This window comes from Micromonospora polyrhachis (genome assembly GCF_014203835.1).
GTDB classification, from domain to species: domain Bacteria; phylum Actinomycetota; class Actinomycetes; order Mycobacteriales; family Micromonosporaceae; genus Micromonospora_H; species Micromonospora_H polyrhachis.
In genome coordinates, this window is record NZ_JACHJW010000001.1 from 2,029,462 (window position 1) to 2,054,367 (window position 24,906).

19 protein-coding genes and 1 pseudogene are annotated in these 24,906 nt (G+C 70.3%); 4 read left to right on the forward strand and 16 right to left on the reverse strand.

All coding sequences use genetic code 11. The features are described 5' to 3' along the window. Positions 1-145: 145 nt before the first annotated feature. Positions 146-334 (forward strand): hypothetical protein, encoded by a 189-nt coding sequence (locus FHR38_RS08340; RefSeq protein ID WP_184534128.1) that lies wholly within the window; start codon positions 146-148, stop codon positions 332-334. A gap of 278 nt (positions 335-612) precedes the next feature. On the opposite strand, the gene ahcY is transcribed toward FHR38_RS08340, so the two are convergent. From ahcY to FHR38_RS08380, 8 genes and pseudogenes are all read right to left on the reverse strand, one after another. Continuing rightward, positions 613-2,112, reverse strand: a complete 1,500-nt coding sequence (gene ahcY / locus FHR38_RS08345; RefSeq protein ID WP_184534129.1) for an adenosylhomocysteinase — start codon at positions 2,110-2,112, stop codon at positions 613-615. A gap of 451 nt (positions 2,113-2,563) precedes the next feature. Beyond that, positions 2,564-3,763, reverse strand: a complete 1,200-nt coding sequence (gene manA, locus FHR38_RS08350; protein ID WP_184534130.1) for a mannose-6-phosphate isomerase, class I — start codon at positions 3,761-3,763, stop codon at positions 2,564-2,566. Between the two features lies 1 nt (position 3,764). Next, positions 3,765-4,703: a cation diffusion facilitator family transporter gene (locus FHR38_RS08355; RefSeq protein WP_184534131.1), complete on the reverse strand. Its 939-nt coding sequence runs from the start codon at positions 4,701-4,703 to the stop codon at positions 3,765-3,767. Positions 4,704-4,776: 73 nt separating this feature from the next. After that, on the reverse strand, positions 4,777-5,973 hold the full coding sequence (locus FHR38_RS08360) for an SIS domain-containing protein (protein ID WP_184534132.1): 1,197 nt from the start codon (positions 5,971-5,973) through the stop codon (positions 4,777-4,779). Next, the gene (locus FHR38_RS08365; protein ID WP_184534133.1) at positions 5,973-6,158 is read right to left on the reverse strand and encodes a Trm112 family protein; all 186 of its coding nucleotides are present in this window, start codon (positions 6,156-6,158) and stop codon (positions 5,973-5,975) included. Before FHR38_RS08365 ends, FHR38_RS08360 begins: the two co-directional genes overlap by 1 nt. A 66-nt stretch (positions 6,159-6,224) precedes the next feature. Then, positions 6,225-7,729, reverse strand: a pseudogene (locus FHR38_RS08370) (phosphomannomutase/phosphoglucomutase). 3 nt (positions 7,730-7,732) lie between these two features. Further along, entirely contained in the window at positions 7,733-8,833 is a 1,101-nt protein-coding gene (locus FHR38_RS08375; RefSeq protein WP_184534135.1) for a hypothetical protein, read from the reverse strand. 71 nt (positions 8,834-8,904) lie between these two features. Then, positions 8,905-9,588: a GNAT family N-acetyltransferase gene (locus tag FHR38_RS08380; RefSeq protein ID WP_184534136.1), complete on the reverse strand. Its 684-nt coding sequence runs from the start codon at positions 9,586-9,588 to the stop codon at positions 8,905-8,907. Between the two features lie 638 nt (positions 9,589-10,226). Between FHR38_RS08380 and FHR38_RS08385 the strand changes: the two genes are divergently transcribed. Then, a complete protein-coding gene (locus tag FHR38_RS08385; RefSeq protein ID WP_184534137.1) occupies positions 10,227-11,963 on the forward strand; it encodes a transposase in 1,737 nt (578 codons plus the stop codon). Positions 11,964-12,606: 643 nt separating this feature from the next. Here FHR38_RS08385 and nfi read toward each other — a convergent pair. Beyond that, positions 12,607-13,284, reverse strand: coding sequence for a deoxyribonuclease V (gene nfi, locus FHR38_RS08390; RefSeq protein ID WP_184539406.1), 678 nt, complete (start codon positions 13,282-13,284; stop codon positions 12,607-12,609). A gap of 334 nt (positions 13,285-13,618) precedes the next feature. Here nfi and FHR38_RS08395 point away from each other — a divergent pair, with 334 nt between their 5' ends. Continuing rightward, positions 13,619-14,581 carry an SUKH-3 domain-containing protein gene (locus FHR38_RS08395; RefSeq protein ID WP_184534138.1) on the forward strand — a complete coding sequence of 321 codons (963 nt, stop codon included), beginning with the start codon at positions 13,619-13,621 and terminating at the stop codon, positions 14,579-14,581. Between the two features lie 8 nt (positions 14,582-14,589). Here FHR38_RS08395 and FHR38_RS08400 read toward each other — a convergent pair whose 3' ends face one another. The 4 genes from FHR38_RS08400 to FHR38_RS08415 form a co-directional block, all read right to left on the reverse strand. After that, positions 14,590-16,029: an aldehyde dehydrogenase family protein gene (locus FHR38_RS08400; RefSeq protein ID WP_184534139.1), complete on the reverse strand. Its 1,440-nt coding sequence runs from the start codon at positions 16,027-16,029 to the stop codon at positions 14,590-14,592. A gap of 45 nt (positions 16,030-16,074) precedes the next feature. Next, positions 16,075-16,791: a GNAT family N-acetyltransferase gene (locus tag FHR38_RS08405; protein WP_184534140.1), complete on the reverse strand. Its 717-nt coding sequence runs from the start codon at positions 16,789-16,791 to the stop codon at positions 16,075-16,077. Continuing rightward, positions 16,788-19,448 (reverse strand): hypothetical protein, encoded by a 2,661-nt coding sequence (locus FHR38_RS08410; RefSeq protein WP_184534141.1) that lies wholly within the window; start codon positions 19,446-19,448, stop codon positions 16,788-16,790. The genes FHR38_RS08405 and FHR38_RS08410 overlap by 4 nt, the downstream gene beginning before the upstream one ends. A gap of 135 nt (positions 19,449-19,583) precedes the next feature. Continuing rightward, positions 19,584-19,949: a DUF3499 domain-containing protein gene (locus tag FHR38_RS08415; protein ID WP_184534142.1), complete on the reverse strand. Its 366-nt coding sequence runs from the start codon at positions 19,947-19,949 to the stop codon at positions 19,584-19,586. Positions 19,950-20,095: 146 nt separating this feature from the next. Between FHR38_RS08415 and FHR38_RS08420 the strand changes: the two genes are divergently transcribed. Beyond that, positions 20,096-20,545 (forward strand): metallopeptidase family protein, encoded by a 450-nt coding sequence (locus FHR38_RS08420; protein WP_184534143.1) that lies wholly within the window; start codon positions 20,096-20,098, stop codon positions 20,543-20,545. 63 nt (positions 20,546-20,608) lie between these two features. On the opposite strand, the gene FHR38_RS08425 is transcribed toward FHR38_RS08420, so the two are convergent. From FHR38_RS08425 to FHR38_RS08435, 3 genes are all read right to left on the reverse strand, one after another. After that, a complete protein-coding gene (locus FHR38_RS08425) occupies positions 20,609-20,866 on the reverse strand; it encodes a WhiB family transcriptional regulator (RefSeq protein WP_184534144.1) in 258 nt (85 codons plus the stop codon). Between the two features lie 332 nt (positions 20,867-21,198). After that, positions 21,199-23,811, reverse strand: coding sequence for a bifunctional FO biosynthesis protein CofGH (locus FHR38_RS08430; protein WP_184534145.1), 2,613 nt, complete (start codon positions 23,809-23,811; stop codon positions 21,199-21,201). 98 nt (positions 23,812-23,909) lie between these two features. Then, on the reverse strand, positions 23,910-24,881 hold the full coding sequence (locus FHR38_RS08435) for a hypothetical protein (protein WP_184534146.1): 972 nt from the start codon (positions 24,879-24,881) through the stop codon (positions 23,910-23,912). Between the last annotated feature and the right edge of the window lie 25 nt (positions 24,882-24,906).

Here is a 24,906-nt window from a genome sequence, read left to right on the forward strand (position 1 = left end):
TTTGCCGATTCGGAGGTCCGTCGGCTGACCATCCGGAGGTCGACCGGCCGGCGGCTGACCGGCCGAGGGTCGACCTGCCGACAGCGCTGCCCGACGCGGACCCGGGCCGGCACCCGGTCCGTTGGCGTCATGCTGAAATTGCCCGATGAAGGCTTTCCTTCCCTGGCTCACGGTGCTCGCCGTGATCATGCTGCTGAACGCGCTACGGCTACGGCCGCTGGCCACCGCGGTAGCCGTCGGTTGGCTCGGTTACTGCATCTGGACCTGGGTACGGGGCAGTCGCGCCGACCGAGGCAGTAACGCTGAGCGGCACGGCAGGGGCAAGATCGACTGACCCGGCACCGCACGGCGCGACAGCGACCGGGCGCGACAGCAACCGGGCGCGGCAGGGACACGGCACGGCGCGACAGCAACCGGGCGCGACAGGGACACGGCACGGCAGGGACACGGCGCGGCAGGGACACGGCACGGGCGCGGCAGGGCCGGCGCAACAGCGACCGGGCGCGATGAAGACAAGGGCGCGATGAAGACCGGGAAGCAGCCGGGCCGGCTGGAGAGTCCAGCCGGCCCGATACGGCTCGCCCGACGGGTCGTTCGGGCGAAGCGTCCTGCTCAGTAGCGGTAGTGGTCCGGCTTGAACGGCCCCTCCACCTGCACGCCCAGGTAGGCGGCCTGCTCCTTGGTCAGGGTGCTGAGCTTGGCACCGAGCGCGTCAAGGTGCAGCCGGGCTACCTTCTCGTCGAGGTGCTTCGGCAGGGTGTAGACGCCGACCGGGTATTCGTCGGTCTTGGTGAACAGCTCGATCTGGGCGATGGTCTGGTTCGCGAACGAGTTCGACATCACGAAGCTCGGGTGCCCGGTGGCGTTGCCCAGGTTCAGCAGCCGCCCCTCGGAGAGCACGATGATGGCGTGGCCGTCCTCGAACTTCCAGAGGTCGACCTGCGGCTTGATGTTGATCCGCTCGACGTCCGTACGCTTGGCCAGGCCAGCCATGTCGATCTCGTTGTCGAAGTGACCGATGTTGCCCACGATCGCCTGGTGCTTCATGCGCGCCATGTGCTCGTTGGTGATGACATCGAAACAGCCGGTGGCAGTGACGAAGATGTCGGCCGTCTCCACCACGTCGTCCAGCGTGGCCACCTGGTAGCCGTCCATTGCCGCCTGCAGCGCGCAGATCGGGTCGACCTCGGTCACCACGACCCGGGCCCCCTGGCCGCGCAGCGACTCGGCGCAGCCCTTGCCGACGTCGCCATAGCCGAGGACGACCGCCACCTTGCCGCCGATGAGCACGTCGGTGGCGCGGTTGATGCCGTCGATGAGCGAGTGACGGCAGCCGTACTTGTTGTCGAACTTGCTCTTGGTCACCGCGTCGTTGACGTTGATCGCCGGGAAGAGCAGGGTGCCTTCCCGCTGCATCTCGTACAGCCGGTGCACCCCGGTGGTGGTCTCCTCGGTGACGCCCTTGATGCCCGCCGCGATCCGGGTCCACCGCCGGTCGTCCTCGGCCAGCGACCGGTGCAGCACTTCCAGGATCACCGCGTACTCCTCGGAGTCCGCGCTCTCCACCGGCGGCACCGCCCCGGCCCCCTCGAACTGCGCGCCCCGGTGTACGAGCAGCGTGGCGTCGCCACCGTCGTCCAGGATCATGTTCGGGCCCTGCCCGTCCGGCCAGGTCAACGCCTGCTCGGTGCACCACCAGTATTCCTGGAGGGTTTCACCCTTCCAGGCGTAGACCGGGACACCGGCCGGCGCCTCGGGGGTGCCCTCGGGGCCCACCGCGATGGCTGCGGCGGCGTGGTCCTGAGTGGAGAAGATGTTGCAGGACGCCCACCGCACCTCGGCACCGAGCGCGACGAGTGTCTCGATGAGCACGGCGGTCTGGATCGTCATGTGCAACGAGCCGGTGATTCGCGCCCCCCGCAGCGGCTGCGCCTGCGCGAATTCCCGGCGGATCGCCATCAGACCGGGCATCTCGTGCTCGGCCAGCTCGATTTCCTTGCGCCCGAACGCGGCCAGCGACAGATCCGCCACCTTGAAGTCGCCCTCGGCGAGGGTGCGCGGTCGGGGCTCGGTCGACGCGCCACCGGAGGGCGCCGGAAGGGTGCTGGTCATGAAAGCTCCTGTCGTACGGGTCTGCTGCGCGACCCTCCACCTTACGCTCGGCCAGCACACGGTCAGCAGAAGGCACACGGGATCGGTCTGACGCGCGTCGGTTACCGACACGGCTCGGGCTACCTTCCCAGTAGTTACCGGCGCGGTTCGGCGCGCAGCGCGCGGGGCGGTCGGTCGTGAACGGTTTCCCGTCCAGTATCCGCCCGCCCCGCGCATCCCCCCGGTTTGGTTCCCCCGCGCGGAACCACGAGCGATGAGAGATCTCCCACCGTCGCGGTAACGCCGCGTGATTACAGCTTGACCATCCATCAGGGACTAGTCAAGCAATTCGGAAAAATCCGATCTGCGAGTTTCGCCCGCCAGGCCACTTTTGCCCCAGATGCCGGATTCGCCCTCCGGACGGAGGTCACGTTGGCTGCTGCCAGCCTCGCGCCGACTGTCTGCCCTCGGATCACCTGGTGGCCGTGCCGACCGAGGCGACAAATGCCTCACCGACACCGGCCAGGGTCAACGGGGCATCGTCCGCCGCCCCGAACGCCGCCCGGCCCGGCTCGACAACGGTCGCGCCGGTGCCATCCCGGGCCTCGATCCGACCACTGCGGCACCACACCACCCGAGGGCCGGGCAGGGCCAACTCCACGCGCGGCGTGGCGGCGTCGAGACGTACGACGTGCAGGACGAAGTCGTCGACCGGCAGTGGCCAGGTGACCACCCCCGGAGCCACCTCGACCGGGGTGAGCACGGGATCGTCGAGCACCTCGAACCGCAGCACCCGCAGCAGTTCCGGGACGTCCACCGGTTTGGGGGTGAGGCCGCCCCGCAACACGTTGTCGCTCGCGGCCATGAGTTCCACCCCGGCACCGTGCAGATAGGCGTGCAGGTTGCCGGCCGGCATCCAGATCGCCTCGCCGGGGGCGAGGGTGACATGGTTCAGCAGGAGGGCGACCAGCACCCCGGGATCCCCGGGATAGCGGTCGGCCAGCCGCCGCGCCAACGCCGCCGGCGCGGCGAAGTCCTGGGTCACCTCCGCCGTCAGGACCGCCGCCAGCAGCCCGGCCTGGTCCCCCGCCGGCCAGGTCAACAACTGCTGTACGGCGGCGGCGAGCCCGGCCGGACCGGTACGCAGCGCAGCCACCACCGGGTCGAGATCGGCTACCTCGAAGGCGGCGAGGACGTCCGCCGACACCTTCGGATCGCGGAACCCGCACAGCGCCTCGAACGGCGACAGGGCCACCAGCATCTCGGGCTTGTGGTACGGATCGACATAGTTGCGTCGTACCGTCGCCGGCGCGCTGGCCGTCTCGGACCGGGCCTGCTCGGCGGCGTACCCGGCCCTGGCCTGCTCGGCGTTCGGGTGTGCCTGAAGCGACAGCGGTGTCTCCGCCGCCAGCACCTTCAGCAGGAAGGGCAGCCGCGCGCCGAACCGGCCGACCACGTCGTCACCGAGCCACCGACGGGGCTCTGCGGCGAGCAGTTCGGCCAGGCTGACCGGCACGGCGTCCCGCTCCACCGTCGCCGAGGCGGCGGGGTGGGCACCCAGCCAGAGTTCCGCCTCCGGTCCGGGGCTGGGCACCGGTCGGCCCTGCAACTCGGCGATGGCTGACCGGGAACCCCAGGCGTAGTCCCGGATCGGACCGCTCATCGGCTCCATGTCAGCCTCCGGCCGAAGCGCCGGCCCGGGCGTGGTAGATGTCCGGCTCCAGGTAGATCATCCGGGCGATGGGCACGGCGGTGCGGATCCGTGCCTCGACGGCGTCGATGTCCCGGGCCAGGTCGTCGGCCCGCTCGTACGGCTCGACCGCGACCTTGACCGCGACGAGCAGTTCCTCCGGTCCCAGGTGGAGCGTCTTCATGTGGATGATCCGGCTGACCTCCGGACCCTCGGTGATCGCCTGCTCGATCCGGCGTACCTCCTCTGGGCCGGCACCCTCACCGAGCAGCAGGCTCTTCGTCTCCAGCGCCAGCACGACGGCGATGGCGACCAGCAGGACACCGATCATGGCGGTGCCGGCGGCGTCCCAGTAGCCGCTGCCCGTGATCAGCGTCATCGACACGCCGAACAGGGCGAAGACCAGACCGACCAGGGCACCGAGATCCTCCAGCAGCACCACCGGCAGCTCCGGAGCCTTGGCCCGGCGGACGAACTGCGCCCAGGTGGCGTTGCCCCGGATCGCGTTCGACTCCTTGATCGCGGTACGGAAGGAGAACGACTCCATGACGATCGCCAGCACCAACACCACCACCGGCACCCAGTGCCAGCTGGTGATGCCGTGCGGATCCTCGAACTTGTGGTACGCCTCGTAGAGGGCGAACAGGCCACCGACGCTGAACAGCACGATCGAGACGATGAACGCGTAGATGTAGCGCTCCCGCCCGTACCCGAAGGGGTGCTGGGGGGTCGCCGCGCGCCTGGCCCGGCGCCCACCGACCAGCAGCAACGCCTGGTTGCCGGAGTCCGCCACCGAGTGGATCGCCTCGGCGAGCATCGACGAGGAGGCGGTCAGGGCGAACGCGATGAACTTGGTGACCGCGATACCCAGGTTGGCCGCCAGCGCGGCGACGATCGCCTTGGTGCCCCCGCCGGCGCTCACGCCGCCACTCCCTCACACCGCACAGCGACCGGGTTCACCGATCCGGGTTCCACGGTGCGCTCGCTACGCTCGCTCACGGGTTCGACAGCTCCTTCATCTCGGTTACGGCCGGTACGGCCATCGGGTCGAGCCCGTGGGCCAGGGCCAGGTAGATCGACGCGAAGTCGGGTACGGCGATCAGCGAGGCGAGACGTTCCAGCGCCGAACCGCCCTCGGCGGTGACCACGTCGCAGCGCACCCCGCGCCGCTCGGCGAGGGTCTGCACCGCGTCGGCCCGGCGCTCCTCCACCGCGAGTGGCTCGTCGGTGTCGTCGTCGGCGTTGAGGCCGCCGTCGCGCAGCAGCACCACCCGCAGCCGGGTGGCTTCCCCGGTCTCCTCCTCCGGGTCGGCGAAGATGTCCCGGGTCGACTCGGCCAGCCCGCCGAAGACGCCGTCGAGCAGGCCCACCCGGCCCCGACCGGCCTCGCCGAGCGCCCCGCCCACCACCGGGTAGCGGGCGTTGGCCGACAGGGTGTCGCCGAACCGGCGGGCGGCGACGGTGGCCAACGGTGACGAACCCCAGACGATCGGGATCGAGCCGGCCAGCCCCAGCGCCAGCGACTTCGCCGGATTGACGAACGACTCGGCGGTCGGGCGGCAGCGGTCGGCGTCCGCGTCGAGCCGGGCCGCGGTCTCTGCCAGGTCCGCCTCGTTGACCTTGACCAGACCGAGGGTACGGGCGGCGAGCAGCACCGGAACGGTCAACGCCCAGAGGCTGGCTCGGGCGGGGGCGCGCCGGGGCACCGGGATGAACGGTGCCCGTACGCCTTCGGCGACCGACTGGAGCTTCGAGTCCGGCGCGCCGATGGCGACCAGCCGGGCACCCCGCCGGGCGGCGGCCTCGGCCGCGCCGAGTGCCTCCGGCCCCCGGCCCGAGGCGCTGATGGCGATCACCACGTCGGCCGCGCCCACCCAACCGGGCACCCCGGCGCTGCGGTGCGGGATGACCGGCACCGGGCAGCGCGGGCCGGCGACCGTGGCGAGCACGTCACCGGTACGACCGGCGGTGCCGATGCCGGCGATCACCACCGCCCGGGGGCGGCCCTCGTCGGCGAGGACCGAGAGGTTGGCCTCCGCCGCCAGAGCAGCCGCCTCGCGCACCTGCGCGCCGGCCGAGGCGGTGAACCGCAGCATGCCGCCCGGATCGTTTTCGATCAGGGCATCCGGGTGGTCCAGCAGCGCCTCGTCGGCGACGCGCTGCCCACGGATACCGGCGGTACCTTCCATCACTACGCCTCCTGCGCGGGACCGCCGCGCGCCTCGTCCAGCAGCAGCACCGGCACATCGTCGCGTACCTCGAAGATGCGACCGCACTCGGTGCAGGTCAGGGTCTGCGCCGCCGGGTCGTAGTCGAGTGGTGCGTGGTGTGTGTCTGGGCAGGCGAGGATTTCGAGCAACTGCGGATCCAGGGCCACGGTCGGCTCCTTCCACGTCGGGCGGAATGCTGGCCGGGTCCGCGGTGGCCACCGGCGCAGGGGATCTTATCGGCGAACGATGCCGAGCACCTCGTCGCGCAGCGCCACCATCCGCTGCCCGGTCGGTGCCTCGACGTTGAGCCGCAGCAACGGCTCGGTGTTCGAGGGCCGCAGGTTGATCCAGGCCCCGTCGGCGAAGCGGATGGTCAGGCCGTCCAGTTCGTCGGTCTGCGCGTCGGGGTACGCCTGCTCAACCTCGGCCAGCTTGGCCGACTGGTCGGCGACCGTGGAGTTGATCTCGCCGGAGGCGACGTACCGCTCGTACTCGTGGGCCAGTTCGGACAGGGGCCGGGCCTGCTCGCCGAGCGCGGCCAGGACGTGCATCGCGGCGAGCATGCCGGTGTCGGCGAACCAGAAGTCCCGGAAGTAGTAGTGCGCGGAGTGTTCACCGCCGAATACGGCGTTGGTACGGGCCATCTCCGCCTTGATGAACGAGTGACCGACCCGGCTGCGTACCGGCTCACCACCGTGCTCCCGGACGATCTCCGGTACGGCGCTGGAGGTGATCAGGTTGTGGATGATCGTGGACCCGGGGTGCTTGGCCAACTCGCGGGCCGCGACCAGGGCGGTGATCGCCGACGGGGAGACCGCCTCGCCGCGCTCGTCGATCACGAAGCACCGGTCGGCGTCGCCGTCGAAGGCGAGCCCCAGGTCGGCACCGTGTTCCCGGACCGCTGCCTGAAGGTCGACCAGGTTGGCCGGGTCGAGCGGGTTGGCCTCGTGGTTGGGGAAGGAACCGTCCAGCTCGAAGTAGAGCGGCACGATGGTCAACGGCAGGGCCGGCAGTACGGCGTCGCCGAGCACCGCCGGGACCGTGTAACCACCCATTCCGTTGCCGGCGTCGACGACCACCTTCAGCGGCCGGATCGTCGAGAGGTCGACCAGGGCTCGCAGGTGGGCGGCGTAGTCAGGCAGCAGGTCCCGGCGCTCGGCCGATGACCGCGCCTCACCCACCGACTCCGTACGGTCCGACGCGTCCGGCTTCTCCGCCGGGTCCGACTTGTCGAGCAGCGCCTGGGCGCGGTCGCGCAGCTCCGCCAGACCACTGTCCTGACCGATCGGGCGAGCCCCGGCCCGGCACATCTTGATGCCGTTGTACTGGGCAGGGTTGTGGCTGGCGGTGAACATCGCGCCGGGCAGGTCGAGCGCCCCGGAGGCGTAGTAGAGCATGTCCGTGGAGCCGAGGCCGGTTTCGATGACCGACATGCCCTCGGTCCGTACCCCGGCGGCGAACGCGGCGGCGAGCCCTGGGGACGAATCCCGCATGTCGTGGGTAATCAACACCGTGTCCCGGCCGTCGGCCGAGCTGGTCAGCAACTGCGCGAACGCCGCCCCCAGCGCCTCGGCGGTCCGCTCGTCCCACTGCTCCGGGACGGTCCCACGGACGTCGTATGCCTTGACAATCAGGGACAAGTCAGACACCGGTCTCGCTCCTCAGCCGCATCTCGGTCAACGGCCTGAGCGTATCGGAGCCGCCGCCCGTCGCTCGGCCAAGGCGGATGGCCCGCCATCGTTCAGCGCGGCATCCTCGGCATGATCACGGTCGAGTCGCCGCCCCCGGCCGGCGGCGGGTAGCCCTGACCAGGCGGGGGCGGGTAGCCCTGACCAGGCGGGGGCGGATAGTTCGGCCCGGGCGGGGGCGGATAGTTCGGCCCGGCTGGGTGGCTGCCGCCGGCTGGTTGACTGCCGGACCGGTATACGCCCGACGCATATACGCCCGACGGAGCCGTCGGATCCGTCGCGCTCGCCTCCCGACCACGTCGGCGCAGCAGCACCACCAGTAGGGCGACCCCGATCCCGACCATGGCCACGCCCAGGATCATCACGACGGCGCCCACCCCGAAGGAGCCACCGTCATCCTCCTTCGACGCGCTGGCCAGTGCCGGTTGCGTCGTCGGCGCCTCGGCGTCGGGTGACCCGGCGTCCGGCGACTCGACCGGCGGCGGTGTGGAAGTGGGCGACGCACTCGGCGTACGGGTCGGGCTGCTCGTCGCCGTCGAGACCACCTTGGTGGTGTCGGAATCGCGGCCGAGCACGCTCCCGTCCTCGTCGTACGCCTCCGCCACGACGGTCGCGCGCCCCGCCGGTGCCCCCGGCAGGAAAGCCAGCCGGAACCGGAGCGAGGCGCTCTTACCCTTGCAGAGCCGAGGTTTGGCCGGGGCCGTCGGCGTGACCGCGACCAGGCCATCCCCACCACCGGAGACCCCCACCAGCTGCCAGTCCCCGTCCACCGCGATGGCCACTCGCACCTGGTCCGCCTCGAGGCCCGACAGTTTGATCGACAGCCCGATCCGGACGTCCACACATCCGTCCTCCCGGCGGCTCATCGAGACGTTCGCCGCACCTGCGGAGGACCCAGCGACAATGCTGCTGGAAACGCTGACCTTCACCCTGTCATCGGCGGCCAACGCTGGAGCCGTACCGAGCCCGAGCAGACCGGCCGAAAGTCCGGCGACCACCGCGAGTCGCGCCCCGACACGCCGCACCAGCATGATCACCTCGCCGTTTCCCGGAACATATCCGGCCGACAGGCTACCCTGACCGCCCCCATCGTCCGGCTCGTCGCCGGTGAGGACCCCCTGCGAGAAGTCGGCCTGTTCGGTGAAGTTCGGCATGGGAGACGGCCTTGTCGAACCCAGCACCGCCGAAAACGTCCCCCGGCCGCCGTCGCGGCCATCTGCGCCGCTCAGGACGGGTACGCGTGGCCGGGCGTCGTTGCGATCAGCACATCGGCCACCGGCTGCCAGCCGAGCGTCAAGTACAGGCGCTGACCGTCCTCGCTGGCGATAAGAATGCCCTGTTCGGCGCCTTCTTCGATCGCGGACCGGGCTAGTGCACCCATGACCGCGCTGGCCAGGCCCTTGCGCCGATGAGCCGGTATGGTTTCGATCCGGTCTGCGACCGCATCCGTACCGGCCAGTCCCATCGTCCCGCGCGCACCGATCTCTCCCGACTCGTGCCGTGCCCTGACCGTGACCGCGCTGTCACCGCCATTCGATTCGATCTGGGTCAGGAGCCGGTACGGTGCCACGAGCATGTTCTGCGGATGCCCGCGAAGATCGGCTGTCATCAGCAGTTCCGAGTGCTTGAGCACGATCAGGCCGGCGGCGGTCAGCGCCGAGGACGCCTTGGCCGGGTCGGTGGTGGGCACGGTCAGCCAGGTAACGGCATCCTCGCCGGCGACCAGCTCGGCCAGCGTGGTGAGCGAGGCCGGGTCCTCGCCGGCATCGAGCGCGACGTACTCGATGTCGCGGCCGGGCTGCATGCACCGGACCCGCAACGCGCCGCCCACGTCCTCGGCGGCGGGCAGCGCACGAGCCGCGCCCCAGCCGCGCTGCCAACGGACGATGAGATCTCGCAGGTTGCTCACCCATCAAGTGAATCACTTGCAGATGAGCGGCCTGTCACGCCGTAGGACGCAATGAGACCCGGTCACCTGCGCGGATCTGTTCTGATCCGCGCACACCTGTACGCCGTCGCCGTCCGTCAAGGCGTCGAAGCCCGACGCGGCGAACAGTGCGACGACTGCGCTCTCCCGGTCGTCGCGGTGAGACGGGCTGCGGATGCGCGTCGGGCTGCTCAAACGCCTGCTCCGCCGACACCCCACAGACGAACCGGTGAGCGATCACCGCGAAGCTCACGCCGCTGAACCCCTGCCTCAACACGCGTGCCCATCGATGTAGCAGCGGCGCTGGCGGGCGTACCGTGCGAGCCGTCCCAAGGCGGGAGCCCAGTTGGGTCGGCTCCGAAGCCAGCCGAGCGTCTCAGCAAGGTCCAGCACGACCGGGCAGCCGTCGACGGACTTGCCGTACCTCGTCGTAGGCCATGCCAGGACGATCCGACCCGGGTCAACCAGCAGATCTCGTTGACCACCTACCACTGATCACGCCCTTTGGGCGTGACCGCTCTGCTGCTTTGTGAACATCTGTTGCTGCTCCACGGGCTGTTGCGAAATGAAGTTGGGGGCGGTTGATCTCCTTTTTGTGCATATTTAGATAGAATGGTGGTATGGCAAAGGGGTACCGACCCGTTGATCGTGATCAACAGTTTCTGATGCCGCCGGATATGCGGCAGTGGCTGCGGGCTGATCATCCGGTGTGGGTGCTGATCGAGGCGGTGCGGCTGTTGGACACCACGCAGATACATGCCCGGTGTCGCACGGGTGGGGTGGGTCGGGCGGGCTTCGACCCGGACATGATGCTGACATTGTTGTTCTATGCCTACGCGCGGGGGATCCGCTCGTCACGGCGGATTGAGCGGCTGTGCTGGGAGGACGTGGGGTTCCGGGTGATCTGCGCGCAGGACGTGCCGGATCACACGACGATCTGGCGGTTCGCTGACATGGCCCCGCAGTTGGTGGAGAACTTGTTCGCCGAGGTGCTGCTGCTGTGCGCGAAGGCGGGGATGGGGCGGCTGGAGACGATCACGCTGGATGGGATGAAGATCGGCGCGAACGCGTCGATGAAGGCCAACCGCAGCGAGGAACGGATTCGCGCCGAGTTGGCCGAGGTGGCCGCCGAGGCGGTGGCCGAGCACCGGGCCACGGACACGGCCGAGGATGCGCTGTTCGGCGGCGCCTGCGGCGGTGACCAGCTGCCCGAGGAGTTGGCCGATGAGCGCTGTCGTGGGCCGCGGCTGCGGCGGGCATTGGCCGAGCTGGAGGCCGAGCGGACCGCCGGACAGGCCGAGGCTGGGGCTAAGGCGGATCAGTATCTGCAGCGTCAACGTCGCGGTGAGCGTATCCGCGGTAACGTGCCGGTCAACGCGGAGGTTGCCTCGGCCAGGCTACGGCTGGAACAGGCCATCGCCGCTCGGCAAGCCACGATCGCCGAGTGGGAGCAGCGCAACGCCGACAAGATCGCCGCGACGGGTAGCGGGCTGGTCGGTGCGCGGCCCCGCCCGGTCGATGAACACTTCGCGGTCGTGCGGGCGCGTACGTGGTTGGACAAGGCGCTGGCGCGGGCGGCCGAGCGGGAACGCCAGGTGGCCGATCAACGGCCGCGGGTGCGTAACGTCACCGACCCGGACAGTCGGCTCATGCCGACCAAGTCCGGGTTCATCCAGGGCTACAACCCGCAAAACGTGGTCTCGGCCGACCATCTGATCATCGCCACCGAACTGACCCAGGACACCGGTGATGTTGAACAGGCAAAGCCGATGATGGCCGCCGCCGAAGACGCCGCCAACCTCATCACCGGTGCCCATCGCGACCAGGCCGAAGCAGCGCAACTGACCTGCACCTGCCCACCAAAAGACAGCCAGGACTCACCGCCAACACCAACCGCCTCGCCGGCCACCGGTGCGACCCGCCGATCCTGTCCGCGCCACCCGAACGGGATCGGCACAATGGTCATGGACGCCGGCTACCTGTCCGAGGAGAATCTCACCGCCGCCGGACCCGACCGGCTCATCGCCACCGGCAAAAGCCACGACGTGGAGAAATCGGCCCGTACCCAACCCGCCGACCCGCCACCGGATCCCGACCAGCCCCACCACACCGATCCGGTCCAGCAGATGGCCCAGCGGTTACGCACCCCCGAAGGCATCGCCACCTACCGCCAACGCGGACACATCGCCGAGACCCCCCACGGCCACATCAAACACAACACAGGCATCCGCACCCTCACCCGCCGCGGTCTGGACCGTGCTACCGCCGAATGGAAGTTCATCTGCGCCACCTACAACATCAACCGGCTGGTACACACCCTCCGCACCACCGGCCATCTCCTACCCGGCAAGGCATAGCGCAGCCAGTCCACGAACCACCCCAACCCGCCGGCCACACCCCACAGGCCCCAACAACATCAAACCCCGAATACCACCAGCACCCGCTAACACCCCCCAACTTCATTTCGCAACAGCCCGTGGAGCAGCAACAAACGTTCACAAACCCCGGCCATCATGACCGCCGACCAGCTCGACCGGACCAGTTGAAGCGTCCTGGCCAACGAAGGTCGCGCCACCAGCTTCGGCCCGACCAACGTACGACTACACCAGGCCGCCGCGCTGGTGGTGCTGGGCCAGCCTGATCGGGCGGTGGAGGTGGGACGGCAGATTCCGGCCGACGTACTTTGCGCCCTTCCCGCCGAACGGCGAGCGAACCATCATCTCACCCTGGCGATGGCGCACGCCCAGCTCGGAGCAATGGCCGAGGCCGGGACGTGTCTGGTGGAGGGTGATCGGCTGGCACCGGGAGAGATCCGGCACCGTCCGGTCGCCCGAGATGTCCTGCGTGATGTGCTACGTGGCCTACCTGGCACGCCACCGCCGCCGGTCGCTGCGCTCGCACGAACCTGGGAGCCGGACTGTGACGCCTTCCGACACGTACCTCTGTGCCGCCTCCCGGGACGGCCGGGACTCTGTGCCGCCTCCCGGGACGGCCGGGCTGTCAGTCCAGGCCGTCGACGATCCGCGCGGCCAACGCCGTCCGGCACAGCTGGTCGGCCTGCCGGGTCGTCTCGGGCAGCCGGTACCTCGGGCTCGACGCCAGCACCCGCGCGCAGGCGTTGTCCAGGTCCATCCGGTGTCCCACCGAGACGAAGACCGGCTTCACCCCGTCCTGAGTGCGCAGCACCCGGCCGACCGTCTCGGGACCGTCCCGCAGTGGCGACCAGGATCCCCGCTGTTCGGCGGGGGCATCCCACTGGCCGACCAGCGGCGTCTTGCCCACCCCGATCGCCGGCAGACCGGTCAGCACCCCCAGATGGCAGGCCAGCCCAAACCGACGTGGATGGGCGAACCCATGCCCGTCGCAGACCAGCAGGTCGGGCTGGGTGGTGAGCCGATCCAACGCCTCCAGCAGGGTGGGCAGCTCGCGGAAGGCGAACAGACCGGGTACGTAGTCGAAGGCGACCCGCCCGGCGACCACTGCCGAGTCGACCACGGCCAGCGTCCGCGCGTCCAGGACGACCACGGCCGCGACGAGCCGCTGCCCGTCCTCGGCGTACGCCACGTCGAGCCCGGCCACCCTCCGGGGTGTGGTGGGTCCGGGTCCGACCAGATCAACCAGGGGACGCAACCGATCCTGTACGGCCTCCGCCTCGGCCACCGTACGTGGATTGGCCATCAGTCGGCGCGGAGTGCGCTGCCGATCTTCCGGTTCGTCCACCGTCAACTCCGTCACGACAGCCTCCACTCCCTCGCCGGTGTCGCCTGACCCGCCCACTCGGACGGTAGGACCCGTGGGTTCCGGCATTCTGCCCGACCCCGTACCGAACGCTGCCCGACCCCGTACCGGACGCTGCCCGACCCCGTACCGGACGCTGCCCAGCCCACCGCACGGCCCCGTGACCGCACCCGAAGTGGGGTAGTTTCGGCGCCGGTGGGGGTGTGACACATGACGGCAGTGACCAACAGTCGCCAGCAGAAGCCGGCTGGGCAGGGAACGGGGAGACTTGCACATGATCAGCCAGCAGGAGGCCGAATGGACTCCCGGTACCGCTGTCGGTGCACCGACAGCGCCGGGCACCATCGCGTACCTGACGGTCCAACACGAGCTGCACATCGCCCACAGCGTCAAGGGTGATCCGGTCTTCCACCACCATCGGTTGGTCCGCGAACACCTCGCCGGGCGGCCGACCGGTCATCTCGTCCGAGGTGGTGAGCGGCACGCGGAGCTGGTCGTACTCTCCGACGTGCTGCACGAGTACGACCGGCGCCAGACGGTCAGCGGACAACCGGTGCTGACTCTGGAAGCAGCTCAGGAACTCTTCGGCACCGCCCAGCTGGACGTGGTCCGGACCCGTGAGCCGGGTGACCCGTTCGGCGGTATCGTCGAGCGACCGTGCGCCTCCTGCCTCACCGCGTTGATCCACTTCGGCGTACTGCCCTGGTCGGAACTGGCCTTCACCGAACAGTGGCGACCCGCACCCCAGCCGGTACCGCATCCGCACCGATTTCCGGCCGAGGTCGCCGACGCCCTGGTGGACGCGGGCTGGCGGCCGAGCCGTACCGACCCGGCGACGGCGAGCGACATCATCGACCGGGTCTGCGCGGTGGCCGGCCGACGCCATCGACGTGAGGTCTTCCCGGCCGCCGAACGGACCCTGCGGGCGTTCCCGGGGCTGATCTGCGGGCGGCGGGGCCCGGGTGAGCAGGTGTGGATCAGCCGGTTCGAGATCGACCCGGTGGCCGTGGCGCACAGCGTCGACACCCTGGCCGAGTTCGCGGCGATCATCGGCGTACGACTGTTTCCGATCGGCACCGAGGGTGGGGAGAGCATCCTCGCCGTGGACGAGCACGGGCGGATCTTCGCCCTGGACCAGGCGGGCGAGTGGTTCCTCGGGGCCGACGTCGACGAGGCGCTGACGAATCTGCTCCTCGGCCGAGCACCGGTCCGGGTACGCGACGACGGCTCCTGGTGAGGTGTTCCCTACACCTCGATGCCGGTGAGGACCAGGACGCGGGGTTCGGTGTAGTCGTCCATGGCACTGCGCAGACCCTCGCGGCCGACGCCGCTGCCCTTCACCCCGCCGTACGGCATCTGTTCGGCCCGGAACGACGGCACGTCCCCGACGATCACGCCACCGACCTGGAGAGTGCGGTGCGCGGCGAACGCGGTGGTGATGTCGTGGGTGAAGACTCCCGCCTGGAGTCCGTACGCCGAGTCGTTGATCGCGGCGAAGCCGGCGGCGTCGTCGGCGACCGGCTCGACGACCAGGACCGGCCCGAAGACCTCGTCGCTTGCCACCTTCGCCCCGGCCGGCACGTCGGTGAGCACGGTGGGTGGGTAGCTGGCCCCCTCCCGCCGGCCGCCCACCAGGATGTGCGCTCCCGCCGTCACCGCCTCGTCCACCCACTGCTCCACCCGCCGGGCGGCGGCCTCGTCGATCAGCGGCCCGACGTCGGTCGTCTCGTCGAACGGGTCACCGATCCGTTGCGCCCGTACAGCGCTGACCAAGCGGGGCAGGAACCCGTCGTAGAGCCACTCGTGCACGTAGACCCGCTGCACGGCGATACAGCTCTGCCCGGCCTGGTAGTTGGCGAAGGTGGCGATCCGCTCGGCGGCCCGGTTGAGGTCCTCGTCGGAGGCCCAGTCGGCACAGATCAGGGTGGCGGCGTTACCGCCGAGTTCGAGCGTGACGTGCTTGTCCGGCACGGACCGGCGGATGCTCGCCCCGACCGGTCCCGAACCGGTGAAGGACACCACCGGCAGCCGGGGGTCCTGGACCAGTTCGGCGCTCCGGTCGTTGGTCATCGGCAGCACCGAGAACATGCCGGCCGGCAGCTCGGTCTCGGCCAGGATCTCGCCGAGCAGCAGGGCGGTCAGCGGGGTGGCCGGGGCCGGCTTGACCACGATCGGCGCACCGACCGCCAGCGCGGGGGCCACCTTGTGGGCCACCAGGTTGAGCGGAAAGTTGAACGGGGCGATGCCCAGCACCGGCCCTCGGGGCACCCGGCGGATCAGGGCGAGCCGGCCGAGCGCGGTGGGGTCGGTGTCGAGTCGCTGCAACTCGCCGGAGTAGCGCCGGGCCTCCTCGGCCGCCCAACGGAACGTGGAGACGCCCCGGGCCACCTCCGCCCGGGCCCATTTGAGCGGCTTGCCGTTCTCGCCGGTGATCAGTTGGGCGATCTCCTCGGCCCGCTCGGCCAACCGGCGCGACACGTGGTCCAGCGCCGTCGCCCGGATCTGTGCCGGCAGCGCGGCGGCCTCGTCGGTTACCGCCACGGCGGCGGCCACGGCCTGCTCCACTTGCTCCGGGCGGGCGTTCGTGGTCCGACCGACCACCCGAGCGTCGTACGGGTTCCGAATGGTCACCACGTCGTCGCCGTCGGCCGCCCGACCCGCCACCCAGAACGAAACCTGCTCCACGTCCGCAGCCTAGTCCGGCCCGGGGTCACGATTGTCCGGTCGTGCTCAACCGGTGGGCTGGGACACCTCGACCCTGGCGTACTCGGTGGCCGGCCAGCTCGGCACGCCTTCGGGGAGGTCCAGCGCCCGCCAGAGCGCGACGGTCTGGCTGTCCGTGGCGACCCGTCCCTCGGACTCCTGGAGGTATTCGGTGAGGAACGCCCGCAGCCGCGACGGATCCACGGTGTCCCCGCCACCCGTGCCGGCGAACTCCGGGTCGGCCCAGAGCGCCAGCAGCAGCATGCCGGGCACCCGCGCCAGCCCGGGGGCGAGTGCCGGTTGGAAGTACGGCAGGGCCAGCACCCGGGCCCCGTGACGGCCGTAGAACCGCAGCCGCGCCACCGGATCACCGTGCGCGTGGTTACCGGCATGGTGGCCCGGGTGTTCCACCTCGGCCAGGATCAGGCAGGGCTGGTAGCGCTCCCGCCACCGCTCGACCAGGGTGGTCAGCAGTCGGGTACCGATTCCGGTCCCGCGACCAGCGGGGGTGACCGCCAGATAGCTCAACAGCATCACCCGGGTTGCCCGTGACCAGTCGCCGACGGCGGCACCGAGGATCTGGCCGTCGTCGGCCAGCACCGCCGAGACCTGGGTCGTCCCGCTGGCCACCCCGCGCCGTAGGCCCTCTAGCGACACCAGTTCATCCGGCGGGAACGCCGGCTCCAGCACCTCGGTGTAGATCCGGCTCAGGGTCTGTCCAGCTATGGCATCGACTATCCTCACTTTAATTTCCCCTCCATGACCGATCCGCCCATCGGGGCTCGACGTCGCTGCCGCTTCTCCAGCACGCGAACGACGCTGTCCGGGTGCAACCGGTGCAGGATCCAGCCCACTACTCCGGCGGTCAGCAGCACCGTCATGACCAGGGCCATGGCGGCAAGCTGCCGCAGATCGTACCCAGCCTGAACGATCTGCATCAGACCCGAGAGGCCGACCGCGGCGATACCGCCCAGCAGCGCGTCGTTGCGGCGCTGGTTGGCCCGGTCCCGCCGTTCCTGCCGGGCCGCTGCCTCCTTCTCCCGCAGCACCCGGTCCCGTTCCTCCTGCGCCAGCCGCTCCCGCTCGACCTGCGCCAGCCGGGCCTGCTCCTCCCGGCCCGCTCGGGCCAGGGCGTCGTTGCGTTCCTGCTGCCGGCGCACGGAGGCGTCCACCAGGTCACCGATCCGATCGCCGAGCACCTTGTCAATCATGCCCTCGAACTCGCCCCGCAGGGTGTCGAACTTCGCCGCCGCGAGTAGCCGGTCGATGATCAGCCGTGCGACCGGCGAGGACATCAGCGACGGCGAGGTGACGAACATCAGGCTGAGCCGGCTCGCCATGACGAACCGGTGCAGCCGGAGGTGCTGCGCCTCCAGGGCACCCTGCATCTCGACCAGCTCCTGGGTGACCCGCTCGTACTCGGCCGACCGCAGGGCCGCCGGATCGGCCGCCGTCCCGCCCCGCTCCAGCCGTACGATCATGGCGGCCAGCTGGAACTGGAGGTGGTCGTAGTACTCGGCGATCTGGTCCTGCCAGCCGGCGAACATGCCCTCCAGCGCGGCCACGAACTCCGCCGCCTCCTGTACGGCGTTGACCGTGTATTCCGGGCTGGCCGGGATCACGATCAGGGTGCTGTTGCAGGTACGCAGCAGCAGGTCTCCGAGGAAGCCGGGCGCGTCCACGACGGGCAGTGCCGGCACGTCGACCGGATAGCGGAGCCACTCCGCCAGCGCACTGAACCCGTGCCGGACCGGATGGCACAGCGGCTGCGCCCCGACCGCCGTCGCCGTCTCCCGGGCGTCGGTCACCGGCGTGCGGCTGCCGTCGGAAGCCACCAGGGTGGCCCGGTCCACCTGGACCAGGACGTGGTACATGCCCGGTCGGCTGCTGTGTCGGACCTGCCGGCCGCTGTGCCGGGCCAACTCGGCCGACACGTCACCGGTCACCTCCGTGGCGAAGTCGGCGAGGCGCGACCAGGCGACGGTCCCCGCTGCGGCGGCGACGGGGCGCTCCGGCTCCGCGTCGTCGTCGACACACTCCGGCTCCGCCTCGCCCTCGACGCACTCCGGCGCCACGTCGTCGGAAACCGGTCGCAGCGGCGCGCCGAGGTGAACCAGGTCGCCGAACTCCGGCGCGACCCGCGCCATGGCGGCGTACACCTGCTGCGGTGTCACCTCGGACAGCTCGCACTCCAGCCGGAGGTAGTGGTTGCCGAGTTCCGACAGGCGCAGCTGAACGCTGAAGGTGGTTGGTTCCTGGTCCGGCCAGTCGGGGTCGGCCAGCTCGACGTCCGGCAGGGTCACCGCCATCCCCCGGTACTGCCGACCGAGTGGGTCGGAACCCTTCCACACGTCGTCGAGCGGGAGTTCCGCCGCCACCAGGGCATCCGGATGGGTGGCGACATCCCAGCCGGCGATCCGCCACCGGTCCGCCGTCCGCCGAGCCACCTCGACCATCCGTACGGCGAACGGGGCCGAATCCTCAACCGGCCCGGCGCTGTCCGGACCGGAACCGGGCGGCACCTCCCGCAGGTCCTCGTACAGCCCGAACGGATAGAGGTAGACGAACGTCGCCTGGTCCAGCAGGAGCCACGGCTGGTCCGCCACCGCGACGAGCGCCTCGACGCTGTACCGGTGGGCACGCAGTTCGCTGCGCGGGATGCCGTCCGGGAAGAACTCCTCGGCCGCCCGCAGCGTGGCGACCGCACCGGCCAGGTCGCTGCCCCCGATGGCGAAGTGATCGTGTACGACCTGCGCGGCGCGGGCGGTCGCGGCGTAGTAGATCTGGTCCCCGTGCGCCTCAGCCGCCACCGCCTCGGCGATCAGTGAGGGGCTGATCCGACTCGCGGCGGCTACCACCTCCTCGGCCCGGGTCGCCGTCTCGGCGGCGCTCCTGGCCCACGTCGCCAGGGCTCCGCAGGAACCGGCGTTGAAGGTGGCCATCTCACTGTCGAGCAGATCGAGCATCCGCACGGTCAGCATGGTCAGTTCCGCGTCGACGGCGATCTCCGTGGCGACGATGCCGGTCCAGGTACGGGCGGCGAACCGCATGGTGTCCAGGATCGGGGCGACGTCCCAGGCCCGCTCCCATGCCTGGTCGCACAGGTACTTCAGGTAGAGCACCAGCAGTGGGGCGGCATCCGGGACCCGGGCCGCCGCCGTCAACGCCCGGTCGAGCGTGGTCAGGATCTGGCCGTGCAGCTCCGGGTCGTTCTCCTCGGCGTTCCAGACCGCTATCCGGTCCAGCAGCCCGAAGTCGGCTTCGGTCAGGGGGCCGGTGCCGGCTTCGGTCAGGGGGCCGGCGGGCGTACACAACTGCCGGGTGAGCCAGCGGCGGATCGGGCGGGCGTCATCTTCCGCCAGCGCGGCCAACTGGTCGGCGCGGCCTGCTTCTTCGAGCAATGTGGACCCCCGGGGATCGACGATGTCGAACGTCCCCTCGAACTATCGCGGATCAGGTCAACGGCAAGGCAGACCCCCTCGTCATCGCAATCAGCCTGGAAAGGGGCCCCTGCTGACAGCTAGGGCCGAGTCTGATCACCGCGAGGGTGGAATCACCCGGAGATGGCCCCGTCGTCCGGTCTGCTGCCCCGGGTTCGGATCGGGTTCGATCTCCTCGTGCCGCTGCACCGGACGGGCGGCTTCGCGTACCGCCTCGGCGAGCGCCACCAGATCGTCGGTGCTCGGCGGCGGCGGCTGGAACTCGCCCTCGTGCCGGACCACCTCCCAGCCCCGGGGCGCGGTCAGGTTCCGGGCATGCGGCTCACACAGGTCGTACGTGTGTGGCTCGGCGAATGCCGCGAGCGGCCCGACGACCGCTGTCGACTCGTTGTAGACATAGGTCAACGTAGCGACGGCTTGTCGGGGGCAGCCGTTGCGGGAGCAACGCCGGGTTGACCTCACGGCGGCACGGTATCTCCATTACCGGCTTCCGCGCCCGGCTTCCCGATCCGACACGCCGAAGACGGAGATCACAATTCGTCTGAGGGCGTGCGACACGAGCGGTCCCACGGACGGTCGACGCCGTGGAGCGGGGATACCCTGAGCCCATGACCAGCCCGAACCACCGCCGGCCCAGCCCCGGACGCCGCCCTCGACGGGACCGCCACGGTCGAGGGTTGCGCGGGCGACTCGTACCGGCCACCGTGCCGCTGGCCCGTACCAAGGCCGAGGTATTCGATGATCTTGTGCTGGACACCGTAGAGACCCTGGAACGACGGTTCGCCCGCGAGTTGGCCGGGGTGGAGTTCGCCGTCGAGGACGTACCCCCGGACCTCAACGTCTACGACTCGGACGTCCTGGAGGACGGCGAGGTGCCCCTCGCCCGCCTGCTCCCGGGCCGGCCGGGCCGGCAGGAGATCCCACCCCGGATCGTGCTCTACCGGCGACCGCTCGAATTCCGGGCGACCGACCACGATGACCTGGCCGACCTGATCCACGACGTGATCATCGAACAGGTGGCCAACCTGCTCGGCATGGATCCCGACGAACTCAGCTGACGTAGCGCAGCTGGCTGGATCCGGAGGCCCCCAACCTCCGGCCCACCCCGCATCGTGCTCGGATCAGGCAGCCCGGCGCTTGAGCTTGCGCCGCTCCCGTTCGGACAACCCACCCCAGATGCCGAACCGCTCGTCGTGCCCGAGCGCGTATTCCAGACACTCGGCCTTGACCTCGCAGCGAGAACAGATCCGCTTTGCCTCGCGGGTCGAGCCGCCCTTCTCGGGAAAGAACGCCTCCGGGTCAGTCTGCGAGCACAGCGCCCGCTCCTGCCACTCCGGCGCATTCCCGAGCAGGTCGGCCACCTCAAGTCGGCCGTCCATCAGATGCCTCCTTATCGCGCATCGGCGTCAAGCGCCGCTGCAACCCCCCACGCGGAAGGCGTGTTTTTGTCCGTCCGGTGGCAATTTGATGCGCTCCGTTCGAACGACCCCATCGGAAATTACACGCGTGTAATGCGTGCGCCGTCAAGCCGAACCGTGGTAGACGGGGTCGCCCTCGCGGTGCGCCTGTAACGGCTTCGGAAAGCCGCACAGCCTCGCAACCTGCCCTATCGATTCAGCCCTGGCGGGGGTAACGCCCACCCCGGCGAGTTGCCCGCGATATCGGCGTGTCGCTGGGACGCCACGCCGATATCCGGTATACGCACGCCCCGTCAGCCTGCCGTGCCGTAGGCCGTACTCCGCCGTCGCGCGGGCCGCCCGGCCGTCGCCGCGATCCGCTCCAACTGCGCCTCGGTACGCACCGATCCGTTGCCAGAACCGGCCATTCGGGAAATGGTCTCCTCCATCAGGGTGCCGCCCAGGTCATTGCACCCGCTACGCAGCATCTCGGCGGCCCCCTCGTCGCCGAGTTTCACCCACGAGCACTGGATGTTGCTGATCCGACCGTGCAACAGCAACCGGGCCATGGCGTGTACGACGCGATTCTCCCGCCAGGTGGGGCCGGGTCGAGCAATACCAGCCAGATAGATCGGGGCGTTGGTGTGCACGAACGGCAACGCCACGAACTCGGTGAAGCCGCCGGTGCGGTCCTGCACCCCGGCCAACACCCGGAAGTGCCCCAACCACTGGCCGGGATGGTCGACGTGGCCGTACATCATGGTGGAGCTGGACCGGATGCCCAGCTCGTGTGCCGTGGTCACCACCTCGACCCAGGTCGCCGCCGGCAGCTTGCCCTTGGTGAGCACCCACCGCACGTCGTCGTCGAGGATCTCGGCGGCGGTGCCCGGAATGGTGTCCAGTCCCGCGTCCCGCATCAGCATGAGCCAGTCCCGTACCGAAACCCCGGCCTTGGCCGCCGCGGTGACGATCTCCATCGGGGAGAAGGCGTGCACATGCATCCCGGGGACCCGGCCCTTGACCGCCCGCACCAGCTCGGCGTACGCGGTCACCGGCAGTTTCGGGTCGATTCCGCCCTGCATGCAGACCTCGGTCGCCCCGGCCCGCCATGCCTCCTCGGCCCGGTCGGCAACCTGCTCGGCGGAGAGCCGGAAGGAGTCGGCGTCCCGCTCCCGTTGGGCGAAGGCGCAGAACCGGCACCCCACGTAGCAGACGTTGGTGAAGTTGATGTTGCGGTTGACGACGTAGGTCACGTCGTCCCCGACCGCGTCCCGCCGAACGTCGTCGGCGATGCGGCACAGCTCCTCCAGGGCCACGCCGTCGGCGGCGAAGAGCGCCAACGCCGCTGCCTCGTGCTTCGGGTCCAGCAACGCGGCCGGATCGTCGGCGGCCAGCCGCAGGCCGACACGTAGGTCCTCACCGGCCAGCACGGAACCAGTCGGGAATGCGGTGTCGACACCCGAGCGGCCCGACTCCGAGCCCGGCTCCGAGTCAGGTGTCGAGTCCACCGGGCCGCCGGCCAGGCCGCCTGCCGTCCGGCCTACCGGGACCTTGGTGGCGACCTCGGACCAGTCACCGTAGACGCTGTCGAAGTCCCCGCGCCGATCGCCGGTACGCCCCGTCGTGTCGATGCTCGCGTGCAGGTCGGTACGGCCACCCGCGACGTACGCCTCGTCCGGCTCCTGCCACGGGCGGCCGGTCGGCCGGACCGCCTCGACCGCCAGCCCGGTCACCGGATCGGCCAGCGCGGACACGTGCGGCAGCAGGCGCGGGTCCAGCCAGGGATCGCCACGCCGGACGTACCCGGGGTAGATGGTCAGCCGCTCCCGCAGGGAGAAGCCGGCGGCAGCCGTGTGCCGGGCGAGTTCGTCCAACTGCGGCCAGGGCCGTTCCGGGTTGACGTGGTCGGGGGTCAACGGGGACACCCCACCCCAGTCGTCGATACCAGCACGCAGTAGCAGGTCGTACTCGCCGTCGATCAGGTTCGGCGGGGCCTGGAGCCGGACCCCGGGGCCCAGCAGGATCCGGGTCACCGCCACCGTGGCGGCCAGGTCGTGCAACTCGGCGTCGGGCATGCCCCGCATCGCGGTATCCGGCTTGGCCCGGAAGTTCTGCACGATCACTTCCTGGATGTGGCCGTACTCGCGATGGGCCCGGCGGATCGCGAAGATCGCGTCGACGCGTTCGGCGGGGGTCTCCCCGATGCCGATCAGGATGCCGGTGGTGAAGGGGACACCCACCCGGCCGGCGTCCTGGAGCACCCGCAGCCGTACCGCCGGCTCCTTGTCCGGCGAGCCGTAGTGCGGCCCGCCCGGCTCCGACCAGAGCCGCGTCGCGGTGGTCTCCAGCATCATGCCCATGCTCGGCGCCACCGGCTTGAGCCGCTGCAACTCGGCCCAGCTGAGCACCCCCGGGTTGAGGTGCGGCAGTAGGCCGGTCTCCTCCAGCACCGCCACGGCGCAGGCCCGGAGGTAGTCCACCGTGGAGTCGTAGCCGCGCTCGTCCAGCCACTGTCGGGCCGCCGGCCAGCGCTCCTCCGGCCGATCCCCCAACGTGAACAGGGCTTCCTTGCAGCCCTGGGCCGCCCCCTCGGCGGCGATGGCCAGCACCTCGTCCCGGTCGAGGTAGGCGGCGGGGAGCCGGTGCGGGACGGTGGCGAAGGTGCAGTAGTGGCACCGGTCCCGGCAGAGGCGGGTCAGCGGGATGAAGACCTTCTTGGAGAAGGTGACCACGCCGGGACGGCCGACGTCGCGTAGTCCGGCGTCCCGGATCGCGCTGGCGATCGCGAGTAGCTCGTCGAGGAGTTCGCCACGGGCGGCCAGCAGCGCCACGGCCTCATCGGAGTCGATGGCCCGACCGTCGGCCGCGCGACGCAGCGCGCGCCGCAGGCTGGCCGGGCTGGGCGAGGAGACATTGCGATCGGACACCTGTGCAGCCTAGGCGGTAAGCCGGGACCGGCTCCGGGGCCACCGGCGCATCGGCCGGGGAGGACGCCGGTACGACGCTCTCCCCGGCCGATGGACGGTCACCGGGGGTAGGACCCCGGTTCGTAGCCCGATCCGGGAGCCGGCGGCTGCCCACCCGGGTTGAGGTACTGGGTACGGTCGCTGGCGTCGGACCCGCCGCCCGGCTGGCCGATCACCTGGGTAGCCTCCGGGGCCGGGGGTGCCGACTGCGGGGCCGGGGGTGCCGACTGCGGGGCCGGAGGTGCCGAGGACGGGGCCGGTGGAGCCGACTGCGGTGCGGGCGGTGCGGACTGCGGTGCGGCTGCCCCGTACTGCGGGACGTACTGCGTCGCACCGGCGTCCTGTCCGGCGGCGGGCTGGCCGTACACGCCCGGCTGGCCGTACGCCGAACCCTGGCCGTAACCCTGCTGCTGGCCGTAACCCTGCTGCTGGCCGTAGTCCTGCGGCTGACCGTAGCCCTGCTGCGGGTAACCCGCCGGGTAGCCCTGCTGTGGCTGGCCGTACGCCTGGGGCTGGCCGTACATGCCGGGCTGCGGCTTCGGCTTCGGCACGTAGTAGAGGGTCCGCCAGATCTTGAAGATCGCGAGAGCCGCGACTCCGAAGATCGCCAGGTAGGCGACCCGACCCAGCAGGCCGGTGAAGGCGGCCCGGAGTTCGACATCACTCAGGGTGCCGATCAGCCAGCTGAACAGGGCGATCACCCCGAAGAACGCGGACACCGCGTACTCGACCAGTGCGATGATCGTGATCAGCTTGGCCTTTGCGGTGGCCGGCTGGATGTGGGTGACGAGCAGTACGGCCAACAGCGGGAGCACGATCGCCAGCAGGCCGATGAAGTCGAGGAAGGCGGTGCCGGCCCGATCGGTGAACTCCGACCCCTCGAACCGCGGGATCATCATGTCGATCAGCGCAACGAAGAGCAGTAGGGCGTTCGCCCCCACCAGGATCAGGGCGGCGAGTTCGCGAAGCGGCTTGGTTATCTGACTGGCCTGCGCCTCACCGGTCGGCGTGGGCTCGGGTGGGCTGGTCAAGTCTCCCCCTGTGGCAATGGTGGAC

Bases quoted from the DNA above. Each gene is read 5' to 3' on its own strand.
- FHR38_RS08420 (WP_184534143.1), top strand. From the start codon at position 20,096: ATGACCAGCCCGAACCACCGCCGGCCCAGCCCCGGACGCCGCCCTCGA.
- nfi (WP_184539406.1), bottom strand. From the start codon at position 13,284: ATGGCCAATCCACGTACGGTGGCCGAGGCGGAGGCCGTACAGGATCGG.
- FHR38_RS08395 (WP_184534138.1), top strand. From the start codon at position 13,619: ATGATCAGCCAGCAGGAGGCCGAATGGACTCCCGGTACCGCTGTCGGT.
- FHR38_RS08425 (WP_184534144.1), bottom strand. From the start codon at position 20,866: ATGGACGGCCGACTTGAGGTGGCCGACCTGCTCGGGAATGCGCCGGAG.
- ahcY (WP_184534129.1), bottom strand. From the start codon at position 2,112: ATGACCAGCACCCTTCCGGCGCCCTCCGGTGGCGCGTCGACCGAGCCC.
- FHR38_RS08385 (WP_184534137.1), top strand. From the start codon at position 10,227: ATGGCAAAGGGGTACCGACCCGTTGATCGTGATCAACAGTTTCTGATG.
- FHR38_RS08340 (WP_184534128.1), top strand. From the start codon at position 146: ATGAAGGCTTTCCTTCCCTGGCTCACGGTGCTCGCCGTGATCATGCTG.
- manA (WP_184534130.1), bottom strand. From the start codon at position 3,763: ATGGAGCCGATGAGCGGTCCGATCCGGGACTACGCCTGGGGTTCCCGG.
- FHR38_RS08375 (WP_184534135.1), bottom strand. From the start codon at position 8,833: ATGCCGAACTTCACCGAACAGGCCGACTTCTCGCAGGGGGTCCTCACC.